General features: G+C 34.0%; 11 protein-coding genes. 4 read left to right on the top strand and 7 right to left on the bottom strand.

The features are described from left to right. Positions 1-28 precede the first annotated feature (28 nt). Positions 29-166, top strand: a complete 138-nt coding sequence (locus HNP25_RS06950; protein WP_184132413.1) for a hypothetical protein — start codon at positions 29-31, stop codon at positions 164-166. Between the two features lies 1 nt (position 167). Here the strand turns inward: HNP25_RS06950 and HNP25_RS06945 are convergent, their stop codons facing one another. The 6 genes from HNP25_RS06945 to HNP25_RS06920 all read right to left on the bottom strand — a co-directional run bounded on the left by HNP25_RS06945 (position 168) and on the right by HNP25_RS06920 (position 9,419). Continuing rightward, positions 168-2,579, bottom strand: a complete 2,412-nt coding sequence (locus HNP25_RS06945) for a glycoside hydrolase family 127 protein (protein ID WP_184132410.1) — start codon at positions 2,577-2,579, stop codon at positions 168-170. A 33-nt stretch (positions 2,580-2,612) separates the two neighbouring features. Next, positions 2,613-4,046: an APC family permease gene (locus tag HNP25_RS06940; RefSeq protein WP_229202808.1), complete on the bottom strand. Its 1,434-nt coding sequence runs from the start codon at positions 4,044-4,046 to the stop codon at positions 2,613-2,615. Positions 4,047-4,076: 30 nt separating this feature from the next. Continuing rightward, positions 4,077-5,078, bottom strand: a complete 1,002-nt coding sequence (locus tag HNP25_RS06935; RefSeq protein ID WP_184132406.1) for a 4-hydroxyproline epimerase — start codon at positions 5,076-5,078, stop codon at positions 4,077-4,079. Positions 5,079-5,287: 209 nt separating this feature from the next. Beyond that, positions 5,288-6,205 carry a dihydrodipicolinate synthase family protein gene (locus tag HNP25_RS06930; RefSeq protein WP_310587161.1) on the bottom strand — a complete coding sequence of 306 codons (918 nt, stop codon included), beginning with the start codon at positions 6,203-6,205 and terminating at the stop codon, positions 5,288-5,290. Between the two features lie 169 nt (positions 6,206-6,374). Next, positions 6,375-6,890 (bottom strand): DUF6141 family protein, encoded by a 516-nt coding sequence (locus HNP25_RS06925; protein ID WP_184132400.1) that lies wholly within the window; start codon positions 6,888-6,890, stop codon positions 6,375-6,377. A gap of 159 nt (positions 6,891-7,049) precedes the next feature. Beyond that, positions 7,050-9,419, bottom strand: coding sequence for a glycoside hydrolase family 127 protein (locus HNP25_RS06920; RefSeq protein ID WP_184132397.1), 2,370 nt, complete (start codon positions 9,417-9,419; stop codon positions 7,050-7,052). Between the two features lie 432 nt (positions 9,420-9,851). Between HNP25_RS06920 and HNP25_RS06915 the strand changes: the two genes are divergently transcribed. After that, complete coding sequence (locus HNP25_RS06915) at positions 9,852-14,000, top strand: hybrid sensor histidine kinase/response regulator (RefSeq protein WP_184132394.1); 4,149 nt, start codon at positions 9,852-9,854, stop codon at positions 13,998-14,000. A gap of 45 nt (positions 14,001-14,045) precedes the next feature. On the opposite strand, the gene HNP25_RS06910 is transcribed toward HNP25_RS06915, so the two are convergent. Continuing rightward, complete coding sequence (locus tag HNP25_RS06910) at positions 14,046-15,557, bottom strand: esterase/lipase family protein (RefSeq protein ID WP_184132391.1); 1,512 nt, start codon at positions 15,555-15,557, stop codon at positions 14,046-14,048. A 239-nt stretch (positions 15,558-15,796) separates the two neighbouring features. Between HNP25_RS06910 and HNP25_RS06905 the strand changes: the two genes are divergently transcribed. Next, positions 15,797-20,110: a T9SS type A sorting domain-containing protein gene (locus HNP25_RS06905; RefSeq protein ID WP_184132388.1), complete on the top strand. Its 4,314-nt coding sequence runs from the start codon at positions 15,797-15,799 to the stop codon at positions 20,108-20,110. 90 nt (positions 20,111-20,200) lie between these two features. Further along, positions 20,201-24,556 (top strand): T9SS type A sorting domain-containing protein, encoded by a 4,356-nt coding sequence (locus HNP25_RS06900; RefSeq protein ID WP_184132385.1) that lies wholly within the window; start codon positions 20,201-20,203, stop codon positions 24,554-24,556. Positions 24,557-24,696: the final 140 nt, after the last annotated feature.

Raw genomic sequence — 24,696 nt, 5'->3', positions numbered from 1 at the left:
CTCTTTTTGTTAAATAATACAAAATGTAGTGACAACCCTTGCGGTTGCCGACATTTCGACAAAAGAAACGGTAACCGCAAGGGTTTACCGCTACAACTACAATTACTCACAATTCCCATCTGGAAATAAAAAGGAAGTAGGTTTCCGTAGAATTCGTGCTTATTAAATTACTTCACCTTCCACTCGTGAATTCCAGCTGCATTGTCTTTTGATAATTGTACTTCTAATCTCAATGCTTTTGTACTTACTGGTTCAAATTGAATGCTATTGAATTTATCTTTAGCGACAGCATCTTGAGAAATTACTTTTACTGGAATCCATTCTCCATCTTTTTGATATAAAATTCTCCAAGAAGTTGGTAAATAACAACCTCCCCAAGGACTATCGTCAAACCAATAAACATCTGAAGACGAAACGGTATAAGTTTGGTCGAAATCATACTGGATGAATTCCGTTGAGTTTTTCTTTGGCCACCAATGGAAAAAATTACCACTTCTGTCGATTGAGTTTTCAGCATCATATTGGTCGTTTAATGCTTTTAACATCATCGGACTTTTGATGGAAGCTGAAACTTTACTTTTACTAGCAATGGTTGGAGCGGGCTTTGGTTTTGATGCCGAAGCTTCAAAAGGAATCCAAACTTCCATTTCAGAAGAACCACGATTCGCCCAAGTATAATATGGAATGGCTGTTACTTTTTGTTGTGTTTTAATCAACTCATTACTGTTGACTTGTCTTTTTGTAGAAGAACCTTCCATCTCTAAAGTCATAATCCCATTCAATAAACTGGCTTGAAAGTTTGGAGTTATTGTAGCATTTTTATCAACAACTAGATTCAAAACGGAAGAATCTGCATTATCGATTCCTTCCAAACAATAAACAAGCGGTCCTCTTTGTAGAGCAAATCTTTTTAAATCCGCTTTTACGCTGTCTTTTGCTTCAATTTTTTTCACGTCCATTGGCAAATCTAAAGTCAGTTTATCGCCTTTTGTCCAAGTACGATTTATCACGGCATAGCCTTTTTCAATAGAATAATTGGCAGACTTTCCATTTAGCAAAAGGGTGAATTCACTTACTTTACTTTTATCTTGATATAAATCGCCCTTAATTGGTTGATTAATAGCCCAACCTGGAATACGAATGTGAATACTGAAATTTGCTTTTTTTGCAGGGTTAATTGTAAACTCATCTTTGCCAGACCAAGGATAATTGGTTTCTTGATGAATGGCTACTTTAGTATTCGTTAATTGAATATTGGCATCACCACCCACAAATAAATTAATATACAAATCATTTTGATTTTGTGCATAAGCATAACCCGGAACGGAAGGTAAAAAGCGAGTCATGTTAGAAATACAACAAGCACAATCATACCAAGTTCTGCGTTGATGTTGCCCCATAGAAGCCAGCGGATTTGGATAAAAGAACTTGTCGCCTGTCAGAGAAATGCCAGAAAGTAAACCATTATAAAGTGTACGTTCTAAAACATCAATATATTTGGCATCTCCATGAAGCAAAAACATTCTATTATTCCAATAGACATTGGCAATGGCTGCACAGGTTTCTGCATAGGCACTCATGTTGGGTAAATCATAATCTGTACCGAAAGCTTCGCCATTTCCAGTTGCTCCGATGCCGCCTGTGATGTAAATCTTTTTGTCAACCACATCATTCCAAATATCATCGATGGCACTTAAATATTGTTTATCGCCTGTCAAGGCCGCCACATCAGCCATGCCCGTGTACATATAAGTAGCACGTACTGCATGACCAACCGCTGTGTGCTGATCAACCACTTTTTTGTGCGATTGACTATACTCTTGGTTTAAATGTCCTTCTTTTCCTCTTAAATCAAGAAAGAATTTTGCGAGCGACAAATACTCTTTTTTACCAGTTACTCTGTACAATCGTGTTAACCCAGTTTCTACAATTTGGTGACCTGGAAAACGTTCTTCTTTTCCCCAACCAAAAGTTTTCACCAATAAATCAGCATTTTTTGTGGCAATGTTCAAAAGGTTCTTTTTTCCTGTAGCCTGATAATGTGCTACAGCAGCTTCATACAAATGACCTGCATTATATAATTCATGACTTAAATCTTCTTCTTTTTCCCAACGTTTTGAACCAATCCATTCATGCGGTTTGGCAATTTTCATGGTTCTGAAAGTATATAAATAGCCGTCAGGTTCTTGAGCCGCTCCGATATTACTGATGAGCGTATCTAAATATTTTTCAAGCGAAGCGTCTTTTTTAGTTTGTAAACTGTATGATGCACCTTCAATTACTTTGTATAAATCGGTATCGTCAAAAGTATAAGTCGTACTTTTTTCAACAGGCATTTTGCCAGCTGCTTTTGCAAAATTGTCTATCCTTCCTGTGATTTTACATTGATTTAACGTGTAAGGAATAGTTACTTCTGCATTGATTTTCATTTTTGGCAACCAAAAGTTGTCTTTAAAATGTACTTGCGTGAAAGTAACAGGCTGAATCGGATAATCATTTTTTTGTGCATTTACACTATTTGCCCAACATAAGGAAATAGCGACCATTGCTATGTTTTTCTTGAAAGATAGTATCGACATATTTTTGAGTGTTTTATGGCAAAAAAGAATTTATTACTTTTTCTTTCCGAGAAAAAGGTAATAAGCAGGAATACCTAATAATACAATTATCAAACCCGGTAAAGTATATGAAGGTTTGTAAATCAATAATGAAATTGAAATAATTGAAGCTGAAACGATGTAAATAAGTGGTAAAATAGGATAACCAAATGCCTTGTAGGGACGGGGTAAATCTGGACGAGTAATGCGTAATCTGAAAATACCGATAATGGTTAGGATATAAAAAATAAGTACGGCAAAAATTACATAATCTAATAATTCGCCATAGCGACCACTCAGACAAAGTACTGAAGCCCAAAAACATTGAATCCAAAGGGCTTTTTCAGGTACGCCATTTTTATTGAGTTGTGCTACTTGTTTGAAAAATAATCCATCTTTTGCCATGCTATAATACACTCTAGCACCCGATAAAATCAAGCCATTATCACAACCAAAAGTAGAAATCATCAGAAATACGGCAATGACCATCGTGCCGATTTCTCCAAAAATATGCTGTGAAGCAACCATTCCAACACGGTCGTTTTCGGCAGTTGCGATTTCATGCAAAGATAAAACGCTTAGATACATTACGTTACAAAGAAAATAAGTTGCCGTAACGATAAGTGTTCCTAGAAATAAGCTTAAACCAATGTTACGTTCTGGTCTTTTGATTTCTCCAGCGATAAAAGTAACATTATTCCAAGAATCACTACTGAATAAGCTTCCAACCATACTAGCGGCGATTGCTCCCATAAATGCCATATTGGAGTACGGGAGTGATGAAATACCATCAAATTGGAAGAGGGAAAAACCTGTTTGCCAGTTTGCTTCCCAAATTTCTTTTTTGGCTGCTAGTGTAAATCCAAAAATTATCAGCCCGAATAATGCGATAATTTTAATAAGCGTCAATACTGTTTGAATGGTTTTACCTTCTTTCACCCCACGAGTATTGATATACGTCAGGAAAGAAACCATTAAAATGGAAGTAAGCTGGGCAGCAGAAACTTTAAATAATCCGACGTCCAATAAGATGTTTTTTTCACTCAAAAAAGGAAAAATGTAGGCTGAAAATTTACTGAAAGCCACACCAACAGCTGCAATTGAACCCGTTTGGATTACCGCAAAGAAACTCCAACCATACAAAAAGCCTACAAGTGGATTGAAGGCTTCTTTTAAATAAATATATTGTCCGCCAGCTTTGGGAAACATGGCACTTAATTCTCCATAACTTACTGCCGCAGTTAGGGTTAATAAGCCTGTAATCAACCAAATAACGAGTAACCAACCCGCAGAACCAACATTACGAGTAATATCGGCACTTACAATAAAAATCCCTGAACCAATCATCGAACCCGCAACAATCATGGTGGCATCCAATAAACCTAATGAACGTTTAAACGTACTTGAATTTTGTTCAGAAGCCATTTCTACAGGGTTTTCAGGATTCATATTGTTATGGTTTGTTGATGAATTGATTGTTTACAAAACTTGAAAACCAAAAGCATAAGGGTCGTCTTCGTCGTCTATATTAATGGTATTATAGCCGTAAATTCTAGCCCAACCTTCTATACTTGGTCTGATGGCAGGTTTGCCACCAACAGTAGTTTCTTCTTCAATACGACCAATGAATTTTGAACCGATAATACTTTCATGTACAAAATTATAGCCCATTTTTAGCTTGCCTTTGGCATACCATTGTGCCATTCTAGCAGAAGTTCCAGTGCCACAAGGTGAACGATCTATGGCTTTATCACCATAAAATACTGCATTTCTGGCGGTCGAACTTGGGTCAAGTACATCACCAGTCCACAAAATATGGGAACAACCGTTAATGGTTTCGTTATCTGGATGAACAAAAGTATATTGTTCGTTGATGCGTTTACGCATTACTCTACTCCAACTAATTAATTGGTCGGCAGTGTAATGTTGTAAACCTTTGAAGTTCTCTTGTACATCAACAATCGCATAAAAATTTCCACCGTAAGAAACATCTACCGTTAAAGTACCCAAATCTGGACATTCAACAGTAATATTTTCGGCCGCTAAGAAAGAGGCAACGTTGGTCAGTTTTACACTTTTTACTTTTTTACCTTCTTGTTTATATTCAATCATCACCAAGCCTGCTGGTGCTTCCATTCTGATAATGCCCGACGTTTTTGGGATAATTAATCCCTCTTCAACAGCAATGGTGATAGTTCCAATAGTGCCATGTCCGCACATTGGTAAACAGCCACTTGTTTCGATAAAGAGTACTGCAACATCATTTTCAGGAGAATGAGGTGGGAACAAAATGCTCCCACTCATCATATCATGTCCACGTGGTTCAAACATTAGTCCTTGTCTGATCCAATCATATTCTTTCAAAAAATGCTGTCTTTTTTCACTCATGTTTTCACCAATGAGCGTTGGTCCACCGCCTGCTACTAATCTGACAGGGTTTCCACAAGTATGCGCATCAATGCAAAAGAATGTTTTTTTCAAGATAATTGTATGGTTAAGTAATCGAAATACTAAAGGATTCGTGCCGTAAGTATTAAAGTTTGTTGATGAAGTTTGTCTTTAAATAACTTACAGAGAATAATCGAAAAAACATACTAGAACCCTTGAAGGGTTCTAGCGATGTTACAATAAATTATATATATGATTTGGTTTAAGAATTCTAATTTAAAAAATACTCAACGCAATATAATCTAGTCAATAACAATTGATTTATAATCAGGTAAAGTTGGTCTTGTTGCAATTCCAGTATTGATAATATTCAAAATCGCTTCTCTTTCTTCACCAATTAAAGTAAGTCGTGGCGGTCTAACAGCTTCGCTTCCGATACCAACTTGTGCTTCTGCCAATTTGATGTATTGAACCAATTTTGGATGAATATCTAATTCCAACAAAGGAATAAACCAACGATAAATGCTTCTTGCTTCTGCTAATCTTCCAGCTTTTACTAAAGTATAAATCGCAACAGTTTCTTCAGGGAAAGCACATACTAAACCAGCAACCCAACCGTCGGCACCCATTACTAATTGTTCCATCGCAATGGTATCAACTCCGCAAAGAATACTGTAACGGTCGCCAAATAGGTTTCTCATACGAGTAACGTTGGTCAAATCACGAGTAGATTCTTTTACTGCTTGAATATTCTCGCAAACAACTAATTCAGAGAACATCGCTAAAGTTACTTCAATTTTATAATCTACAGGATTGTTATAAATCATAATTGGCAATTTCGTAGAATTCGCCACTGCTTTGAAGTATTCAACCGTTTCACGATGATCTGTTTTATAACGCATCGGCGGTAACATCATTAAACCTTCTGCACCCCATTCTTCTGCTAAACGAGCCAACTCAATAGCATCTTTGGTAGCTCCTTCTGCAATATTCAAAATTACGGGAACTTTACCAGCTACTTTTTCAACGGTGAATTTTACCAAAGCACCTTTTTCTTCCAGACTCAATACGCTGGATTCCCCTAAAGTTCCACCTAAAATAATTCCGTGAACACCAGATTCTAACTGAAATTGTAAGTTCTTATCAAAAAGCTCGAAATCAAGCTCATCTTTTTCATTAAATTTTGTAGTAACCGCTGGGAATACTCCTTTCCAATTAATAGCCATATTTATCTTTATTTTTAATCAAAATTAGCTTAAAAAGAGTGTGCAGAAATTACCATTTTTAATCAATTATAGATTGATATTAACCTATTAAAAAGAGAATGTTAGGAATTGAGGTTAAAAGCTAGAAGATAGATTATGAAGAAATAATTTTGAGAAATTTCATTCATACTTTTTTCAATTGCCCAAGCTGTTTTAAAACCTCGGTTACTTCATCTGGCTTTTTTGTGCCAACTAATAATTTTGTTCCGTCTTTCATGACTAATTGAATGCCTCTATTTCCTGAAACGGTTAAAGCTCTGTTCTTTTGAGTACCACGAAAACCCCAACCAGCATAATCGAAAAGAGGATTATATGCTCTAACCAAACAAATCGTCAAATCTTCCCAAGCATAAAATTTGAATGATAGGTTTATTGGGAAAAATCGAACATAAATACCATCAGCTTTTATTTTGGTTTCTAGCTTGATGATAATAAAGAAAACATTTGTCAGTACAATAAAGATAGCTCCAATGTAAAAATCGATATTGAATTGATAAATTTTAGGAATGAATGGTGGGTCAGGGAAAAACTCATTTTTAATCAATTCCCCAAAGAAAAGCCAATTGATTATTAATAAAAGTAGCCAAACCCAAATTTGATTGAAGCGTTGTTTTTCAGAAAATAATGTTTCGGTGTTCATGATTGTAGTTTTATGATTGTTTACAAAGGTATAAATTTTCGTTTAAAATTCTATCTGTAAACTTGTAGCGGCAATCCCTTGCGGTTGCCAAATCCAAGAATATGGAACGGCAACCGCAAGGGATTGCCGCTACGGTTTCAATAAGATTTAACAATCTTTTTATTTTTCAACTTTAATGATTCTACAACCAAATACTCTTCCAGCGGTTTTGCCTGCATTGGCTAATATTTTTACTTCGATGGTACTTTTTCCTTGAAGAATTTCTGCTGGAATTGGATAAACGACATCAAAGAATTTTCCTGTTGTTCCTCCTTTTAATTCTTGCGTTGCAATTTTTGTTCCGTCGATTACAATGTCAAAAAGTCTTCCTTTATCGTCGCCCAAATATGTTAATAGCAAATTATTTTCTATACTTGGATTTACTTTCATTTGAAATGAGAAAAACCCACCAGCTCTTACTTCTCTACCAGTTCTGCCCAAGGCGATGTCTGTGTAAGATTGTTCGCTGGCTTTTAGTTGATGGTCACGTTCAGGTTGCATTTCTCCGATTCTGAAATTATCAATGGTCATTTCTTCAATTTTTTGCTGACGTTTTTTCTCTGCTTCATATTCAGCTTGTCGGTTTTGCCAATCTGTACTGGTGAAAAAATCCCAATAAACACTGTAATGTTGCTGATAAGTTTGGTAGAACGGAATCAAAGTAGCATCAAAAGGTTTTCCTGTTTGTTCCATTTTAAAAGTCAAAGGCTGATTAGGAACAGGTTTTAACCAATTATTGATATTTTTATCGTCGGTCAGCAATACTGGTGTTCCATAAATTGGGTCTGGCAAATCCTTACCTAACTGTCCTGCCAAAACCAGTGGCCCATACAAAAAAGCAATACGATTGGCATTATCAGGCATACTTTCAGTATAAAGCGACATCGGGAAAGTAATTTCTACTTTATCATTATTTTTCCAAGTTCTGTTGATTACCAAGTAGCCCGTTTCGTCTTTTTCAATTTTTTGAAGTTTTCCATTTACAGTTACTTGTACTCCTTTGCTAGCCCACCAAGGCGAGCGTAAACGCAAGACGAAAGCTTTAGCTTTTTTGGTTTGGACTGTCAAAGAAGTACTTTCACTGTTTGGATATAGGGTTTTTTGTGTGATAGTGATGCCGTTTTCTTGCCAATTTAGTACAGAAGGAATGAATAAGTTTACGAACAAACTTCCATCTGCACCTTCATAATAAATGCTTTCGGTGTATTTTGCGTGGTTTTCCATGCCACTTCCTACGCAACAAGTAAAAGTATTGAATGGCTCGCTAAATTCTTTTTTAGTTCCCATCCTTAAAGGTACGAAGTAACACATCATACCGTTTTCTGGATTTTGTGATGCTAAAATGTGGTTGTATAAAGCTCTTTCGTAATAATCGCCAAGCTGACTGTTGGGTTGCCAAGTAAACAAATGCCTTGTCAGTTTTAGCATGTTATAAGTATTGCAAGTTTCACAAGTATTATCGCTGAGATGGTCGTTCAGTTTGTGTGGCTCGGTGCAGTATTCATAATTACTGTTTCCACCAATTACATAGCTGTGATTATGCACCATAATATCCCAAAAGAAAGAAGCGATGGTTTTATCAGATTCATTGCCTGTTAATTCAAATTGACTAGCACTTCCAATGGCTTTTGGAACGTTGGTATTGGAATGTTTTCCAGCCATCGGGTCGATTTTTTTCGATAAAGGAACCATCACAAAATCGTCGTAGAATTTATATGACAAATCTAAATATTTCTTATTTCCAGTAATCGCATAAATATTTGCCAACACATCATTCATCCCTCCGTATTCGCATTTCAGCATTTTTTGTAATAATTCTGGCGAAAGAGGATTTACGGTATTGGCTGTCCAATCTGCCATGCCAACTACAATTTTCAAGGCTTCTTGATTGTCGCAGTATAAGTAAGCATCAACCAAACCAGCCATTACTTTATGTACAGTGTACCAAGGACTCCAGCCTCCATTCAAATCGAAACCTCCAGATTTTATTTCTCCACGAGCCACTTTTGCAAATAAAGTATCTTCTTTAGGAATTGCTCCAACATAACCAGTTTTCCTTGCTTTTTGGCATTTCCCAAGTTCTGCAACGATATAATCTGTACGATTTTTGAATTCAATATTTCCCGTAGAAACATACATCATCGCACAAGCTGAAAGGTAATGCCCTAAAGTATGTCCTGAAAGTCCTTCACTTTCCCAACCTCCATAAACAGCTCCTTTGGTAGGCAAATTGGCATTTGTGTAAAAGCGATGCAGTAAACGATTAGGTTCTACCGATAATAAATAAGCGGCATCTTTATCCATTGCATTTTTAAAAGGACTTCCTTCTAAAAGCTTTACATCTTTTAAATTAAATGCAAAGGCTTTCAAATCAACCACTGGTTTTACCTGAAAACGTTTATCTGCCTTTTCTGGAATGTACGATTGTGCAAAAAGACTAGCATGGCAAAATAAAAGAATTAGCAAAGTAAAAGCGTAAGACCTTTTCATAAAATCAGGATTTTAAAAATGATTATCGTCGATACAAAGGTGAAAATAATTCTTGAGCAAGTCTTGGCGGGAATTAGTAAGAAGTAGCTAAATATTAGCCATAATTCTAATAGATATACTTCAAACTAGGTTAATAATTTTGTATTCTTTATATATGATGTTTAATTAGTAAAACACTCAGCAAGTAGTCAGCTTCAATACAAAGTTCTTATTTTTTTACTCCTAGTTAAAAAATAATAGCAATCGAAAATCAGGATTTTTCAACATTAGAAAGCATTTTTTTGGTTCTGTCATAAAAATGAATAATATTAAGTTTAGGTAAAATAATATATTCAATAAAATTTTTGCTATTTTTCCATTAGATAATACAATATTGGGGTAGTTGACTAACCGCTATTCTAATTTTAAAACTTAAAGTTCATTTTGCTAATTATGAGATACAAGCATATATTTTCATTAATTTTTACTGTACTTCAGCATTCAATCCTTTTTTCGCAAGCCCCAAAACCAGTATTTAAGCGTATTTCTACAGAAGATGGCCTCTCACAAAGTCATGTGAGTGCGATTTTGATGGAGGAAAAAGGATTTATGTGGTTTGCTACCGACGAGGGACTTAATAAGTATGACGGGGCTAAGTTCACAATTTATAAACATACCAGAGGAGATAACAAAAGCCTTAGTAATAATTATATCTATGATATTTTGGAAGACCATGCGAAAAATCTGTGGGTTGCTACCACAGTAGGTTTAGATAAATTTAATCGTGAAAAAGGTATTTTTGAACATTTTTTTAAAGAAGGCAATCATGTAACTGTTCGAGATATTTTTGAGGATAGTAAGAAAAGAATATGGCTTGGAACTACAACGGGTTTATACTTGATTGATACACAGAAAGGGACATTTACTGTCATTAAGCATCAAAAAAACAATAAAAATAGTCTCAGTAGCGATTTTATATATACCGTTGGTGAAGACCAAACTGGAAATATTTGGATAGGTACAAAAGAAGGACTGAATAAGTATAATCATGAAAGTAAGTTATTTACACGTTATTTTCATGAAAATAATAATCCAAAAACCGTTGGTTCAGATTGGATAAACACAATCTTTGTTGATAGTAAACACAACCTTTGGGTAGGTACTTTAACAGGAGGCATTTCCAAATACAATCCTCAAAACAATACTTTTAAAACCTACAAACATGATGCAAATAATCCAGCAAGTTTAGCATACGACGATATTCTCTCTTTTATGGAAGATAAAAATGGGAATTTATGGGTTGGTACAGAAAACGGAGGAATCAGTATTTTTAATCCAAAAACTGAGAAATTTAAAACGCTTGCTTTTGACATCAACGACCCAAATAGTTTAAGCAATAATTCTGTCTATTGTATGTATCAAGATAAAACTGGAAACATTTGGATTGGTACTTATTCTGGGGGCATTAATTTTTTGCCAAAGTATGGTAATAAATTTAATTTATTAAAACAGACTGTCGAAAAAAATGGCTTGAATAATAGTAGCATATTGAGCGTTATAGAACATGGCGAAAACAAAATTTGGTTTGGTACAGATGGAGGTGGCTTGAACGTACTTGATAAAAACTCCAATACTTTTACCGCCTATAAAAAGAATCCAAGTAATAAAAATAGTATTAATTCAAACTATGTTTTGTCGGTGGTAGAAATAGACAAGGATTGGTTGGCTTTGGGCTTTTTTATTGGTGGTTTTGATTTGTTTAATACTAAAACTAAAGAATTTATACATCATTTACCTAATCTGAAAAATAAAAATTCAGTTTCGTCGAATAGTATTTTTGCTATTTCGAGGAGTCATGATAATAACCTTTGGCTAGGTACTTGGACAGGCGGTTTAGGTTATTATGATATTAAAAATAAGCAATTTACTAACTATTTGCACGATGCTCAGAATCCTAAAAGTATCTGTAATAATTATGTGAAAGCTCTTTATGAAAACGGAAACGACGAACTTTGGGTAGGTACTGAGGATGGTTTGGAACTTTTTAATAAAAAAACAAAAACCTTTACTCATTTTAGAGCTAATGCCAATAGTTCTAATAGTTTGTGTAACAATAATATTCAGACAATTGTAAAAGCCAAAGAAGGTTTTTTATGGATTGGAACAACAGATGGCTTGTGTTTGATGAATTTGAAGACAAAAACCTTTCAAACTTTTTTAGAAAAAGATGGCTTACCTAATGCTTTTATCAATGCTGTTTTGAAGGACAAAAACGGGAATTTTTGGATAAGTACAAACAAAGGAATTACAAAATATAATACAAAGAAAAATTCGTTCCGAACTTTCAATTCTTCAGATGGTTTACAAGGAAATGAGTTTAAACCGAGGTCTGCATGTCAAACCAAAAATGGAGAAATGTATTTTGGAGGCCCAAATGGCGTAAACGCTTTTTATCCTGATAGCATTCGTTATAATACTTTTCTTCCACCAGTTTTTGTGACTGATTTTCAAATATTCAATAAATCAGTTATCCCCAGAGAAAAGGATTCGCCACTTTCTACCCATATCAATTATACAAAAGAAATTGTCTTAGATTATAAGCAATCTTTCTTTTCGTTTGAATTTACGGCACTGAATTATATTCTACCTCAAAAAAATGGTTATGCGTATAAACTAGAAGGTTTTGATACCGACTGGAATTATATTGGGAATCGTCATAGAGCCTCTTACACCAATCTTGACCCAGGGAAATATGTTTTCAGGGTGAAAGCCTCTAATAATGATGGACTTTGGAATGAAGAGGGTAATTCGATAAGTATCGAAATTCTACCGCCCTATTGGGCTACTTGGTGGTTTAAAGCATTTGTATTTATGATGATTGTTGGCTTGGCAACCTACTTTTATAAGTACAGAATTAATTTAATAAAAGCTCAAAACTCAAAACTTGAAAGGGAAGTAGCCTTACGAACAGCGCAATTGTTACAATCTACCGAAGAAGAACACAAAGCCAGAGAAGAAGCAGAAAGTGCCAACAAAGCTAAAAGTGTTTTTCTGGCAACGATGAGCCACGAAATCAGAACGCCACTAAACGGTATTATTGGTATGGCATCGTTGTTAGAGGAAACACCTTTGAACGAAGAACAAAAAAGTTATTCGGATACTATTCATGCTTGTGGCGAAGGTTTACTTTCGGTTATTAATGATATTTTAGATTTTTCTAAAATTGAATCGGGTAAGATGGAACTTGATTTACATGATTTTAATCTTAGAAATTGTATAGAAGAAGTATTAGACGTATTTGCTGCCAAAGTAGCTAACCTTAATTTGGATTTACTTTATTTAATTGAATGGAATGTACCTGCTCAGATTGTTGGAGACCACCACCGTTTACGTCAGGTTTTACTCAATCTAATTGGAAATGCGATAAAATTTACGAACAAAGGTGAAGTATTTGTAAGAGTATTTTTAGAGGAAAGTAAGGAAAATGATGAAATAGTATTAGGTTTTGAAGTAAAAGATTCAGGCATTGGGATTCCATCAGATAAATTAGATAAACTTTTCAAACCTTTTTCACAAGTAGATTCTTCAACTACCAGAAGATATGGTGGTACAGGTTTGGGATTAATTATTAGCGAAAAAATAATTAAATTAATGGAAGGAACCATTCGAGTAGAAAGTACTGTGGGTAAAGGCACAACCTTTAAATTTGAAATTAAAACAAAAGTTAGTTCAGCCCAACTTACTACTTTGCCTTTCAATCTTGAAGTATTGAGAGATAAAAAAGTATTGGTGGTAGATGATAACAATACAAATTTATCTATTTTGAAAGGACAGTTAGAGCATTGGAATATGCAGGTGACATTATTTTCTTGTCCAAAAGAAGCCATTACTTTAATCAATACAAGTCAACATTTTGATTTAGTCATTACTGATATGCAAATGCCTGATATTGATGGTATTTCATTAGCCCTAGCCGTTAAAAATCAGAGACCAACGATACCAATTATTTTATTAAGTTCTATTTCAGATACTTTTTACAAAGAGTATCCAGATTTATTTAGATCTGTCTTGATGAAACCCGTTAAACAGCATATTCTTTGTAAAAGTATTCATGATAATTTGTTCAGGAGTGAGCAAACCAAAACAGTGGATAAACTAGTGCCGACTACCCAGACACAGAAATTACAAAGCGATTTTGCGACGCATTATCCAATGAAAATTTTAATTGCCGAAGATTATGTAATGAACCAAAAACTAGCCTTGAAAGTATTAAGCAAGCTTGGTTTTGAGGCAGATTTGGCAGAAAATGGACTAGAAGTGCTTGAGGCATTTGAGAAAAAACATTATGATTTAATATTGATGGATATGCAAATGCCTGAAATGGATGGAATAGAAGCAACAATTAAACTTCGTTCCAAACCAATGCAACAGCCTGTGATTATTGCTATGACTGCCAATACCCTAGCAGAAAATAGAGAAGAATGCAAAGCGGCTGGAATGGACGATTATATCAGCAAGCCTATCAATCTTGATTTTTTGGTAAGTGTATTAGAAAAATGGGGAAAAAAAATAAAGGAAAATACGGAGTTTAATAAAGGATAAAATGTCAAGTCTGAAAGCTTTAAAACTTTCAGACTTGAAAATTAATTACATTTCAGTTAAAATTTCATCTCCGGGTTTTACATGCTTGAAGTCGCCATCATTAGGCAAATCATTCATCGGATTCATTCGAAAAACTTCTTTACTTACAATTCTTTGTAACTCAATTTCTACCAAAGTGGTACTGTTGGGTTTTAGTACATAGTCAAACATGGTTTGGTCGGCTTTGATTTCACAAGGAGCGTAATAAACAAAACCATCTGATGGGCGTGGAACGATTTTTAACCCTAATTTATCAATTCCTTTTTGTTTAGGGCGAACGTCTTTTTTACCATCTTTTATTGCCGCTATTCCTTTTAGAATATCATAATTGAGGTAATAAGTAATGTTTTCAGGATTGTTTTTATTTTTTTGACGGTCTTGGAAAAAGCCTTCAGGTAAATGGTTTGGGTTATTCTCATCTCCTGCTGAAATTAGTAAATCAAAATCTTTTACAGGATTTCCTTCAGTATCAATAACCCGAAAAATTACCATACAGTATTGGTCATGAATAAAGTAACGTTTTGATGTAAAAAAACTAGAAACAGTTTCCAATTGTTCTTCTTTCAAAACCTCTTTGGTTTCCTTTTCAAATTGTTTGTAGAGTTTATCATAATCTGCTTTTGTTTTTACCTTAATACAATCTAAAATAGCCTTCAATGTCTCCTGACTTGTTACTTTGTCGTTATCTTTCTCCTTTACGCTATTCATAATTCCCATTTCATGACCAGAATGAGATTTCCCTTTAATGATTCTCAAAGGTATTTTTGGGGATTGTTTATATGTTTCAATTTCAAAATCACCAGTGTTAATAGGTCTTTCATTCGTTGGATAAGGCTGTTTTAATTTCACATAACTACTCTGTAAATTAGCCGCTGCAACACGCACAACACCATCAGAACCTAATTCTCCAGTATAAGCATTAAGATTATCATAAAGTTTACGGTCAATTGATTGACCGATAAGTACAAATGGGAAAACGTTTTCGGGCTTAATTTCATTTTCATCCGACTCAATCCAGCTTTTATTTAGTTTCCAAGCCTCTGAACTTCCTAATTCAAGCCAATCTAACACACCTTGTCCGGGTTCAACAGCACTAAACCAAGCTTTCAATCGACCAACTCTTCCTTTGCCTAACTGAGCAAGTGCCGAACCAAAGTTGGCAGGGGCAAGCATAATTAAGTGACTCATCGGGCAAGACTTTTCCTTCTTTCTAAAAAATCTTTCCCACCAATCACGTATCACAGGCCCACCCGTAGAATGCGTAATACAAACAAATCTTTCGCCAGCAGTGATTTCTGCATTCAATTTTTCAGAAACCGCAGTTTGAAAAGCCCTAGAAATATCTTTAAGCCGTACTTCATCATGAAAGCTGATGTACTGTCCTAAAAAGATTTCTTCAACTTGAATATCAAAGCCCTCAGCTTTCGCATCGTTGTGTAAACGAATCGGTAACTCGCCATAAGTATCAAGATTTGTGACACTCCAGCCATGCACAAAAACAACAATTAATTTACCCATAGTAAATGATGATTTAGAAATTATTAAGAGAAATGTTGGACTTAAACGGAAGAATCAAAGATAGAGAGAAAGCCTAAAAACATGTTTTAAAGGCTTCAATTTTTATTAAACGGTAAACCATTTAAAAGTGATAAGTACCATTTGATAAAGTATTGTTAATTAGTTGGGATATTAGAAATAATTGAAATATTTTTGTCAACATTTATTACATAACTATAACTCTATCATAATATCGTTCTATGTTACGAAAACTACAATTATCACTACTCCTGATCTTCTTCACTTTTGTTTCACAGGGGCAAAGTATTGAAATACAAGAGGTCAACGGACAGGCGTACTCATACTATGGCTGTTTAGGGCAAAAAGTCATCATTTCTTATCGTTCAACGGTATCCTTTAATCAGGGGAATACTTTTAAAATACAAGTAGGCAGAAGCGATGGTACTTGGGATGATGTCAGTGCAGTGGACTCTTCAGGGTATTTAGTAGCTACTTTACCAACCGAATTAAGTGTAAAATACACAGAACCAAATCCTAGTGTATCGTTAAGGATTGTTTCCACAGCTCCTGTAGCAAGCAGTAGGAATTATAATTTTATGCTATACTCATTACCATCTTTAGAGATAACTGGTGTTTCCAAAAATACCATTTATCCATTTGAAGAGGTTTCGCTCAATTTAAAAACAAAAGGTTCTAGTCCAGTTACAATTTTCTCTAGCGATAGCACCACCAAAAGCTATTACTACTATTATACTGGAAATTTAGATAATGCTTTGGGAATTAAACCTTCTAAATCAGGGAATTATCGTTTTCTGAGTGTGAGTAATGTTTGTGGTATTGGTAAAACAGCAGGTAGCGTTGATTTTACAGTGCTAGAAAATAAAATTACGATTACAGGAATGCCCACAATCGAAGTTTGTAGAAATGGGAATTTGGAAGTATATGCTACAAAAACAGGAAAATGGGCATCTGATGAGAAATTTTATATCAGATTAATCAATAGTAATAGAGCTTTTGATTTTGAAGCAACAGAAAATGATGGAGTTTTTTCTACCAAAGTTAATCAAGAACTTCTTGGAGGAGTATATAGATTGCAAGTCGTAGCCAAAAAACTTGGTGTAATATCAAATAGTTTTACGTATGCAATTAATGTTCATGAAGAACCATCAGCAGAAATAACAACTGTTTCATCAACGGTGAACTTTGCAGAAAGGACAAACCTTTTACTCACCTTCAAAGGTTATGGAAAATTTAAAGTACAGCTCAATAATGGAACGGTTATCGAAAATTTCGCCTCCAATGAAGAAAATCAATCCTATATTGAATTGTATCCTCAAAAAACTTCAGAGTATTATGTTCAATCTTTTAGCTCTACTTGCGGAAATGGTTCAGGGAAAAATAAAGTAAAAATTACTGTATTAGATGGTATTAAAACAGATTCTTTAAAAGCTGGACAATTTTGTGCTGGAACAGCCTGTGAAGTAAAGTTTTTGACCAATGCAGAACTCCCTATTGGAAGTACCGTAAAGGTTAAATTATATAATGTTTATGAATTTGGGGACGGTGTTGATATCTACACTGGTAAATTTGTTGAGGTAATTGGAACGGTTATTAAAGACAAAACAGCTTCTTTCATCATTGATCCATACATTTTTGGGACTCTTTTCAAGAACAAAGTATTTGCTACTGTATATACAGATAAGTTACCTAGTACTTCTCAAAGCCCGAATTTCATCTCTGTTATTGCCCCACCACAGACAGGAATATATCCTGCAAGCAATGACATTACTCTTAGCAGTCCTCAAACTGTAAATCTTCCGATAAATGTTTATGGAGGAACTCCTTTTGAATTACAACTATCAGATAGTACAAAATTGGTAGCCAATGACTTCTGGGGCACGCAAGGAAGGAGTTTACAAGTTTCTGTTCCTGTGTATGCTGATAAATCAAAAACAATTACAGTTAAATCACTTACTAATGTTTGTGGTACAAATTACAGCCATTCGGGGAGTTTTAATATAAAAGTTACAAATCCTAATAAGGCATTAAAGTTACTTTCAACTTTTGCTGAAAATGAAGCAATTTGTGTAGGAGAAACACATGAAATTAATTTGCTAACTTCAAATGATTTCAATAGTGACCAATTATTTACAGTAAGTTTATACAATCAAAATCTTGAAGAAATAAGTACTTTAGGTTCGGTGAAACGTGGAAAGTCTAAAGTAGAGATTCCTACAACACTAACGAGTGGTTTTTATACGATTAGAGTGAAATCCAGTAACTCAAGTGAAATTAGTAATTCTATCCGATTTTTTGTTAAAGCGAAAGCTAAGATTAGTTTACAATCTCCTTATGAAAAAGTATTAGAAGGAGAAGTAGTTGGATTTGGAGCAACACTTGAGGATGCTTATGGACCCAACGAAGTAGTTTTTACAGATGGAAGTAAAACAATCTTTCATTCAGAAGAGCGATATACTAGGATGTCTTATAAAAAAGTTTTCAATAAATCTACATCTTTTGGAATATCCTCTATTACTAACCAATGTGGAGCAGGTACAGTGCTATCAAAAGACTTAACTATCAAAGTAGAGCCTTTTCGACTAAATATTCCTCCCCCACAAGTAACGCTAAATAGTTATTGCACAAATACAATGATTTCAATTCCTTTTGAAATCTTTTCAAAAAGTGATATTAACCAGAATCTTTCTATACAAATTGCTAAAGAGAACGAACTCTCTTTTAAAACCATGAATTCGAATGTAAAGGCTAGTCCAGCTACAGCATTATTACCGAGTAATTTATCAGCTGGTGAGTACAAAGTTCGTATTGTTAGCAATGATGGTAAAGTTCAATCGAATGAATTTGTCATTTCAGTTGCGGATACTCCCAAAGCGACACTTCAACTAAACGAAGGAGGTTCAAATACTATGACTATCAATGCTGGAGAATCAATTATACTCAAAGTAAAGGATGAAAACCCAGCTAATGGCGTTTTTTCTTTTATTATCCAAGATAATAAGTACAATAAAATGGCTCTGAGCGAACGGACTAATGACTATAGCTATCAATTAAATCCTATGGAAAGTAAAGAGTATAAATTGATTTATATTAATAATAAATGTGGTGCTGGTCAGGTTTCTGGTACTGTGAAAGTTACGGTAAAACCTGTTTTAAACATGGTGATTGCAGGAAATACTGATAATCGTTATTGTTTAGGAACAACACTTAATGCAGCCTTTACTTCTAAAGGTACATTTGAACCAGATAATGTTTTCAGGGTATATGTTCTTGATGGGAATAACGAGAAAATTGAATTACTGAAGTCAACAAGTAATGGTAATTTTAAAATACCATTTGGGAATAATCTTAAAAGAGGAAATTATAAACTCCTATTTGAAAGTACTAATCCTGCTATGGTAAAGGAAATAGCTAATATCGTCATCACAGATAAGGCTGATGTAACTTTGTCTGGTGGAGCAATAGTTAATACAGGAACTTTTGTACAGCTTGTTCTTAAAAATAATAATGCTACGAGTTCTCCTACGAGTGATAATGAATTATTGAACTATGAATTGAGTAATGGTACAAAAGGTACAATTAGTGGATTTAACAGTGAAGGATTCACCAGAATATCAATGTATGTCAATGCTGCTGAAACGTTTACCATTAAATCAATTTCAAATATTTGTGGAGAAGGGAAAACTACTGGTGCGGCTACAATAAGGGTGAATCCATCATCTGATAAACAAGTAATTTATCAAAACTATTTACAAAGTATTTGTACTGGTACTGAACCTTTAATCTATTTTGCAACCAGAGGAACATTCTCTGCTAATAATACTTTCACCGTTCAATTATCAGATAAAACTGGGCAAAACTTTAAAAATCTTGTTACAGAAGGAACACGAAGCCCACTAAAAGCCAAAATACCTACCGGCGTTCCGCTTGGAGATGGTTATTTAATAAGAGTATTAGCAAGCGATAATGATGCTACAAGTACTACAAATACCAGCCCAATTCATTTTTATGAAGGAATTACTGCTCGTTTTGATACAAGTACTTATTACATTAATGAAATAAAACCTGTCGCAATTAATGTAAAGCTACAAGGGGCACTTCCTATTACTTTTTACATGGGAACCGACGAAATCAATCTGAAAGAATACAACGCAACAAGCCATGATTTCCCTGTTACGATAGACCCTACTGTGGCTAAGGCGTATAGAATTTATAGTCTAAACAACCAAGTTTGTCCTTCTGGAACAGTTTTAAGTCCTTCAACAGTAAGAATTGAACTGATTACTGGTACAGATGAATTAGGTAAAATGGGTATCAATATTTTCCCGAATCCAGCTTCTGATGTATTAAATATTGAAAGTAATGATCAAGAATTGGATGTTCAATTAATTGATTTTGTTGGGAAAGTCGTTCAAGAACAAATAGTAAGAGGAATACAAAAACAAGTAGATTTATCAAGAATACCATCTGGAACATACTTTTTACACATTCAAAAAGAAGGCAGAAAAGCTACTTTTAAAGTATTAAAACAATAATACAAACATCTTGACGTGGTCAGTTTAAATACTGACCATACAATTCATATTTCTATTTACATTATAAAATCACACAAAAATTAAACGTCTATGTTTAGAAAATTACCACTACTGCTACTCCTGATGTTCTTCACTTTTGCTGTAAAAGGACAATCTATTGGGATTTCACGAATTTCTCCCGCATCTGGCTCAAATATTTGTTTGGGCAATAAAGTGTACCTAGCCTACACCACCATAGGAACATTTAACCAAGATAATGTATTTAAAGTACAAGTAAAGTCGGGTTATTCAGGCACTTGGGTAGATGTGGCTGCAAAAGATTCTTCGGGTTATTTAATTGCTTCGTTACCTGATGAAGTGTTTAACATTTCAAATAACTACAGCAATTATGCTAGTTTAAGAATTGTAAGTTCATCGCCTGCCATTACGAGTAGTGACTTCTCTACGTATATTTATTTGCCTGCAAATGTAGAAATTGTTGATATTCAGCGGAAGACGCTTTTCCCGAATGAAGCTGTATCAATGAGTGTAAAAAACACTGGTACGACGCCTGTTAAATTATTAATGAGCGATAGTACATATTTCCAAATAGATAATAGTTATGGTACGCTTCAAAATATTATGGTGGCTACCAGTAAATCGGGTACTTACAAAATTTTAAGTACAAGTAACCTTTGTGGCATTGGTAAAAGTACGGGCAGTGTAGATATTAAAATTGTTGACAATAGCCTGAAGATTCTTGGACTTACTCAAAACCATATTTGTAAGAATAGTAAAGTAACACTAAAGGTACAGAAAACAGGAAAATGGAGTACTGCTAATAAATTCAAAATTCGTCTAGAAGATTATAATAATAGTTCAAAATTTTATGATTTGGATGTTACAGAAAACGATGATTTGATGACCGCTACACTTAGTGACAATATTCCAAATACTACTTACAGAGTAAAGGTGACTGCTAGTGATAATAATATTGAATCGGACTTTTTTTTCAGTCAACTTTATGTTCATAATGAATCAAAAGTTGATTTAACCACTGAAAGTACTTCTATGAAATACGGAGAAGTGATGAATTTAAAAGTCTCTCTTAACGGGTACGGAAACTACTTTGTTGAGCTAAGCGATGGACAAGTTTACAGATATGGCAGTGTTGGTGATTATACTTCTTCATTCAATTTTGCGATTTCGCCCAAAACGACAACACAATATTTTATTAAATCTTTTACCTCTGAATGTGGTAGTGGTTCGGGTGTAAACAAAGTTTCAATAACGGTCAATAAAGCCATAAAAACAGATTCTTTAAAAGAAGCTAAATATTGTGAAGGAGCTACTGCTGAAGTAAAGTTTTCAACAAATGCCTCATTGCCAGTTGGAAGTGCTGTTAAAATTAAATTGACTAATAATAATTATTTTGGTTATAATGACACATATTTAGAGGTTATTGGAAAAGTAATTAGCGACAATGTGGCTTCTTTTGTAATTCCAAGCAATCTAAGTGCAACCTTTTATAACACTTCTTTTTATGCCTCCGTTTTTACAGATGACATACCTGCAACTACGTTTAGTCCAAACTATATTAGGATTTCTGCATTCCCATCTGCAAATATCAATAATAGTTATTCTAGTGTGACTATTAATCTTAAAAAACCTCAATCAACTAATATTGATGTAATCCTAAATGGTAATGGACCTTATGAAATAACGATGTTGGATGATACAAAATACAAGTACACGGATTTTTATAAAAATTGGAAGTCTGAAGTAGGTATTTCAATGTACATTCCTAAATCAAGTACTGTTGCCATTAAATCTATTACTAATGCTTGTGGAACGAATAACTCAATTTCTTCTCAGTATAAATATGTAGCTGTAGAAAATGCTGAATATGGCATTCAGATTTCATCAAAAAAAACTACAAGTATTGAGGCTTGTACCGGAGCAAAAGTAGATTTATCGGTTTTAACAGAAGGAAAATACGGTAATGATAATCAATTTACTGTTGAATTAATTAATAGTTATGGTTCATATAATGATAGAACTTTAGGGAAAATTACTGCTGGAGAGAAGGAAATTACAATTCCTTCTAATTTACCAACCGGAGAATATGACATAAGAGTTTCTTCGAGTAATCCATTATTATACAGTAATTTAATTAAACTTTATGTCAGAGCCTTACCCACTGCTGAATATAATACTTATTACACAAGTGTTTATAATCCTGGAGACTATGTAGGTTTGTCATTAAGTCTAAAAGGTGGTGGAAACCAGCAGGTTACTTATAAAGATGGGCGAACGGAGACTATAGAAACCTATACTTATGATGGTACTTCTACACAATATTATAACTTTAATATTTACAAGACTACCACTTTTGGAATAAAATCTATCAGTAATATTTGTGGTGTTGGAACGGTAAAAAATAATGATATCACGTTTAAAGTAGCGCCGTATTCTATTCAAAATATGTTGAACATTAATAGTAATTATAACAATAATAGTATTCAATGTTTAACAGATAAGATTTTAATACCATTTAATGTAAAAGGACAAGTACCTTCTGGTACAACTTTTTCGGTACAAATATCAAATGCTTCAGATACTACTTATACTACTATACAAACAGGGATTACGGAAAGCCCTGTGCTTGTAAGTTTTCCGAGTAAATTTCAGCAAGCAGGCAGTTATAATATTAGAATCGTTAGTAACGATAATAGCGTTAAGTCGGATGTAAATACAGTAAACTTTAAAACTGCACCAAACAATTTAGCTTTGCAATTTAACGGAGGAGCTACTGTGACAGAAATAGAAGTTGGAAATGGCGTTTATATTTACTCAAACACAAGCAGAGATAATTCTTATGGGAATATATTAAAATATATAATTAAAGATGATAAAAACTTCAAAACAATTGGCTACAATAGTTATAATTATATTGAGGAATACAAAAATCCTACAGAAACAACCACTTACACATTAACTTCTGCAATCAATGAATGTGGAGTAGGGAAAGTATCAGGAAGTGTGAAAGTGAATATAAAACCTGTTGTTTCAATGAATTTTGAAGGAATGTATAGTGGACTTAGTACTTGTGCTGGTGCAACATTAAAGGTTAATTTAGATTCAAAAGGAACATTCGAAGCTGATAATGTTTTCAAAGTCTATGCTGTTAATGAGAATAATACCAAAACAGAATTATTGAGCAGTACAAAGAATGGTGCTTACAATGTAACATTTGGCAGTGATTTGAAAAGAGGTTCTTATAAAATTCAAATGGAAAGTTCTAATCCATACCAAACTAAAACTATTACAACCATTGCTTTAGCAAATAAACTTGATATGACTTTAATGGGTTCTTCAACAATTAATCCTGGAACTGATACCTATCTTATTTTGAGAAATAACGATAGCTATAAACCAAACACAAATTCATATTATTATGAATATATTAATTATGAACTAAGCAATGGAAAAACTGGCATATTAGAATTTAACTCTTATAGTACAGTACCAACGATATATTTAGCACCACTCAAAACAGAAACCTTCACAGTTAAGACTGTTAGAAATGCTTGTGGTTTAGGAAAAGTGGATGGCTCTGCTACGATTACAGTAAATCCACCTTCAAACAAACAAGTAAACTTCCAAGAATATTTTATTTCAAGTGTAATTTGTGCGGGTTCAACAATTAATGTTCCTTTTTATACTGTTGGAACGTTTTCAGCTAATAACAAATTTACAGTTCAATTATCGGATAACACAGGAAAGAACTTTAAGAGCCTTGAAACAGTAGAAAAAGAAAAAAATATTCTAGCTGCAAAATTGCCTTCAGATTTAGTTCCGAGTATGGGCTATAGTATCAGAGTAATTGCAAGTGATTCTAATGCAACAAGTACAACGAATAAATATCCATTTTCAGTCTTAGAAGGTATTACCGCACGTTTTGATAGTAGCTCGTATTATTTTAATGAAAATAAACCAGTCTCAATTGGTATTAAACTTACGGGAACACCACCGTTTACTTTTGCCATCGGTAGTGATGAAGTAAGTGCTAAAGCAATCACTATTAATACAAATGATTATGTTTTAACTATTAATCCAACGGCTAATACTGTTTATCGCCTATTTTCTGTGGTTAATAGTGTCTGTGGAACAGGAACAGTTTTAAGTCCTTCAACCGTAAGAATAGAACTGATTACTGGTACAGATGAATTGGGTAAAATGGGTATCAATATTTTCCCGAATCCTGCTTCTGATGTATTAAATATTGAAAGTAATGATAAAGAATTGGATGTTCAATTAATTGATTTTGTTGGGAAAGTCGTTCAAGAACAAACATTAAGAGGAGTACAGAAACAAGTAGATTTATCAAGAATACCATCGGGAACATACTTCTTAAACATTCAAAAAGATGGCAGAAAAGCTACCTTTAAGGTGTTGAAGCAGTAATTTACTCCTGAAAATTTCACTTTATTAATATTGAGGTCGGTAGAAATGCCGACCTCTTTTGTTGAAAACGCTTCTATCCTGATTCAAATCAATTGCAATCAGTAAATATCAAGCTGTCTTCTCTTTTGTAAAAAAGACTA

Source organism: Arcicella rosea (assembly GCF_014204325.1).
GTDB lineage: Bacteria > Bacteroidota > Bacteroidia > Cytophagales > Spirosomataceae > Arcicella > Arcicella rosea_A.
This window is presented reverse-complemented; position numbering and strand designations above follow the sequence as displayed.

Excerpts from the sequence above, each read along its gene's own strand:
- HNP25_RS06945 (WP_184132410.1), bottom strand. The coding sequence starts at position 2,579 with ATGTCGATACTATCTTTCAAGAAAAACATAGCAATGGTCGCTATTTCC.
- HNP25_RS06940 (WP_229202808.1), bottom strand. The coding sequence starts at position 4,046 with ATGAATCCTGAAAACCCTGTAGAAATGGCTTCTGAACAAAATTCAAGT.
- HNP25_RS06925 (WP_184132400.1), bottom strand. The coding sequence starts at position 6,890 with ATGAACACCGAAACATTATTTTCTGAAAAACAACGCTTCAATCAAATT.
- HNP25_RS06920 (WP_184132397.1), bottom strand. The coding sequence starts at position 9,419 with ATGAAAAGGTCTTACGCTTTTACTTTGCTAATTCTTTTATTTTGCCAT.
- HNP25_RS06915 (WP_184132394.1), top strand. The coding sequence starts at position 9,852 with ATGAGATACAAGCATATATTTTCATTAATTTTTACTGTACTTCAGCAT.
- HNP25_RS06910 (WP_184132391.1), bottom strand. The coding sequence starts at position 15,557 with ATGGGTAAATTAATTGTTGTTTTTGTGCATGGCTGGAGTGTCACAAAT.
- HNP25_RS06905 (WP_184132388.1), top strand. The coding sequence starts at position 15,797 with ATGTTACGAAAACTACAATTATCACTACTCCTGATCTTCTTCACTTTT.
- HNP25_RS06900 (WP_184132385.1), top strand. The coding sequence starts at position 20,201 with ATGTTTAGAAAATTACCACTACTGCTACTCCTGATGTTCTTCACTTTT.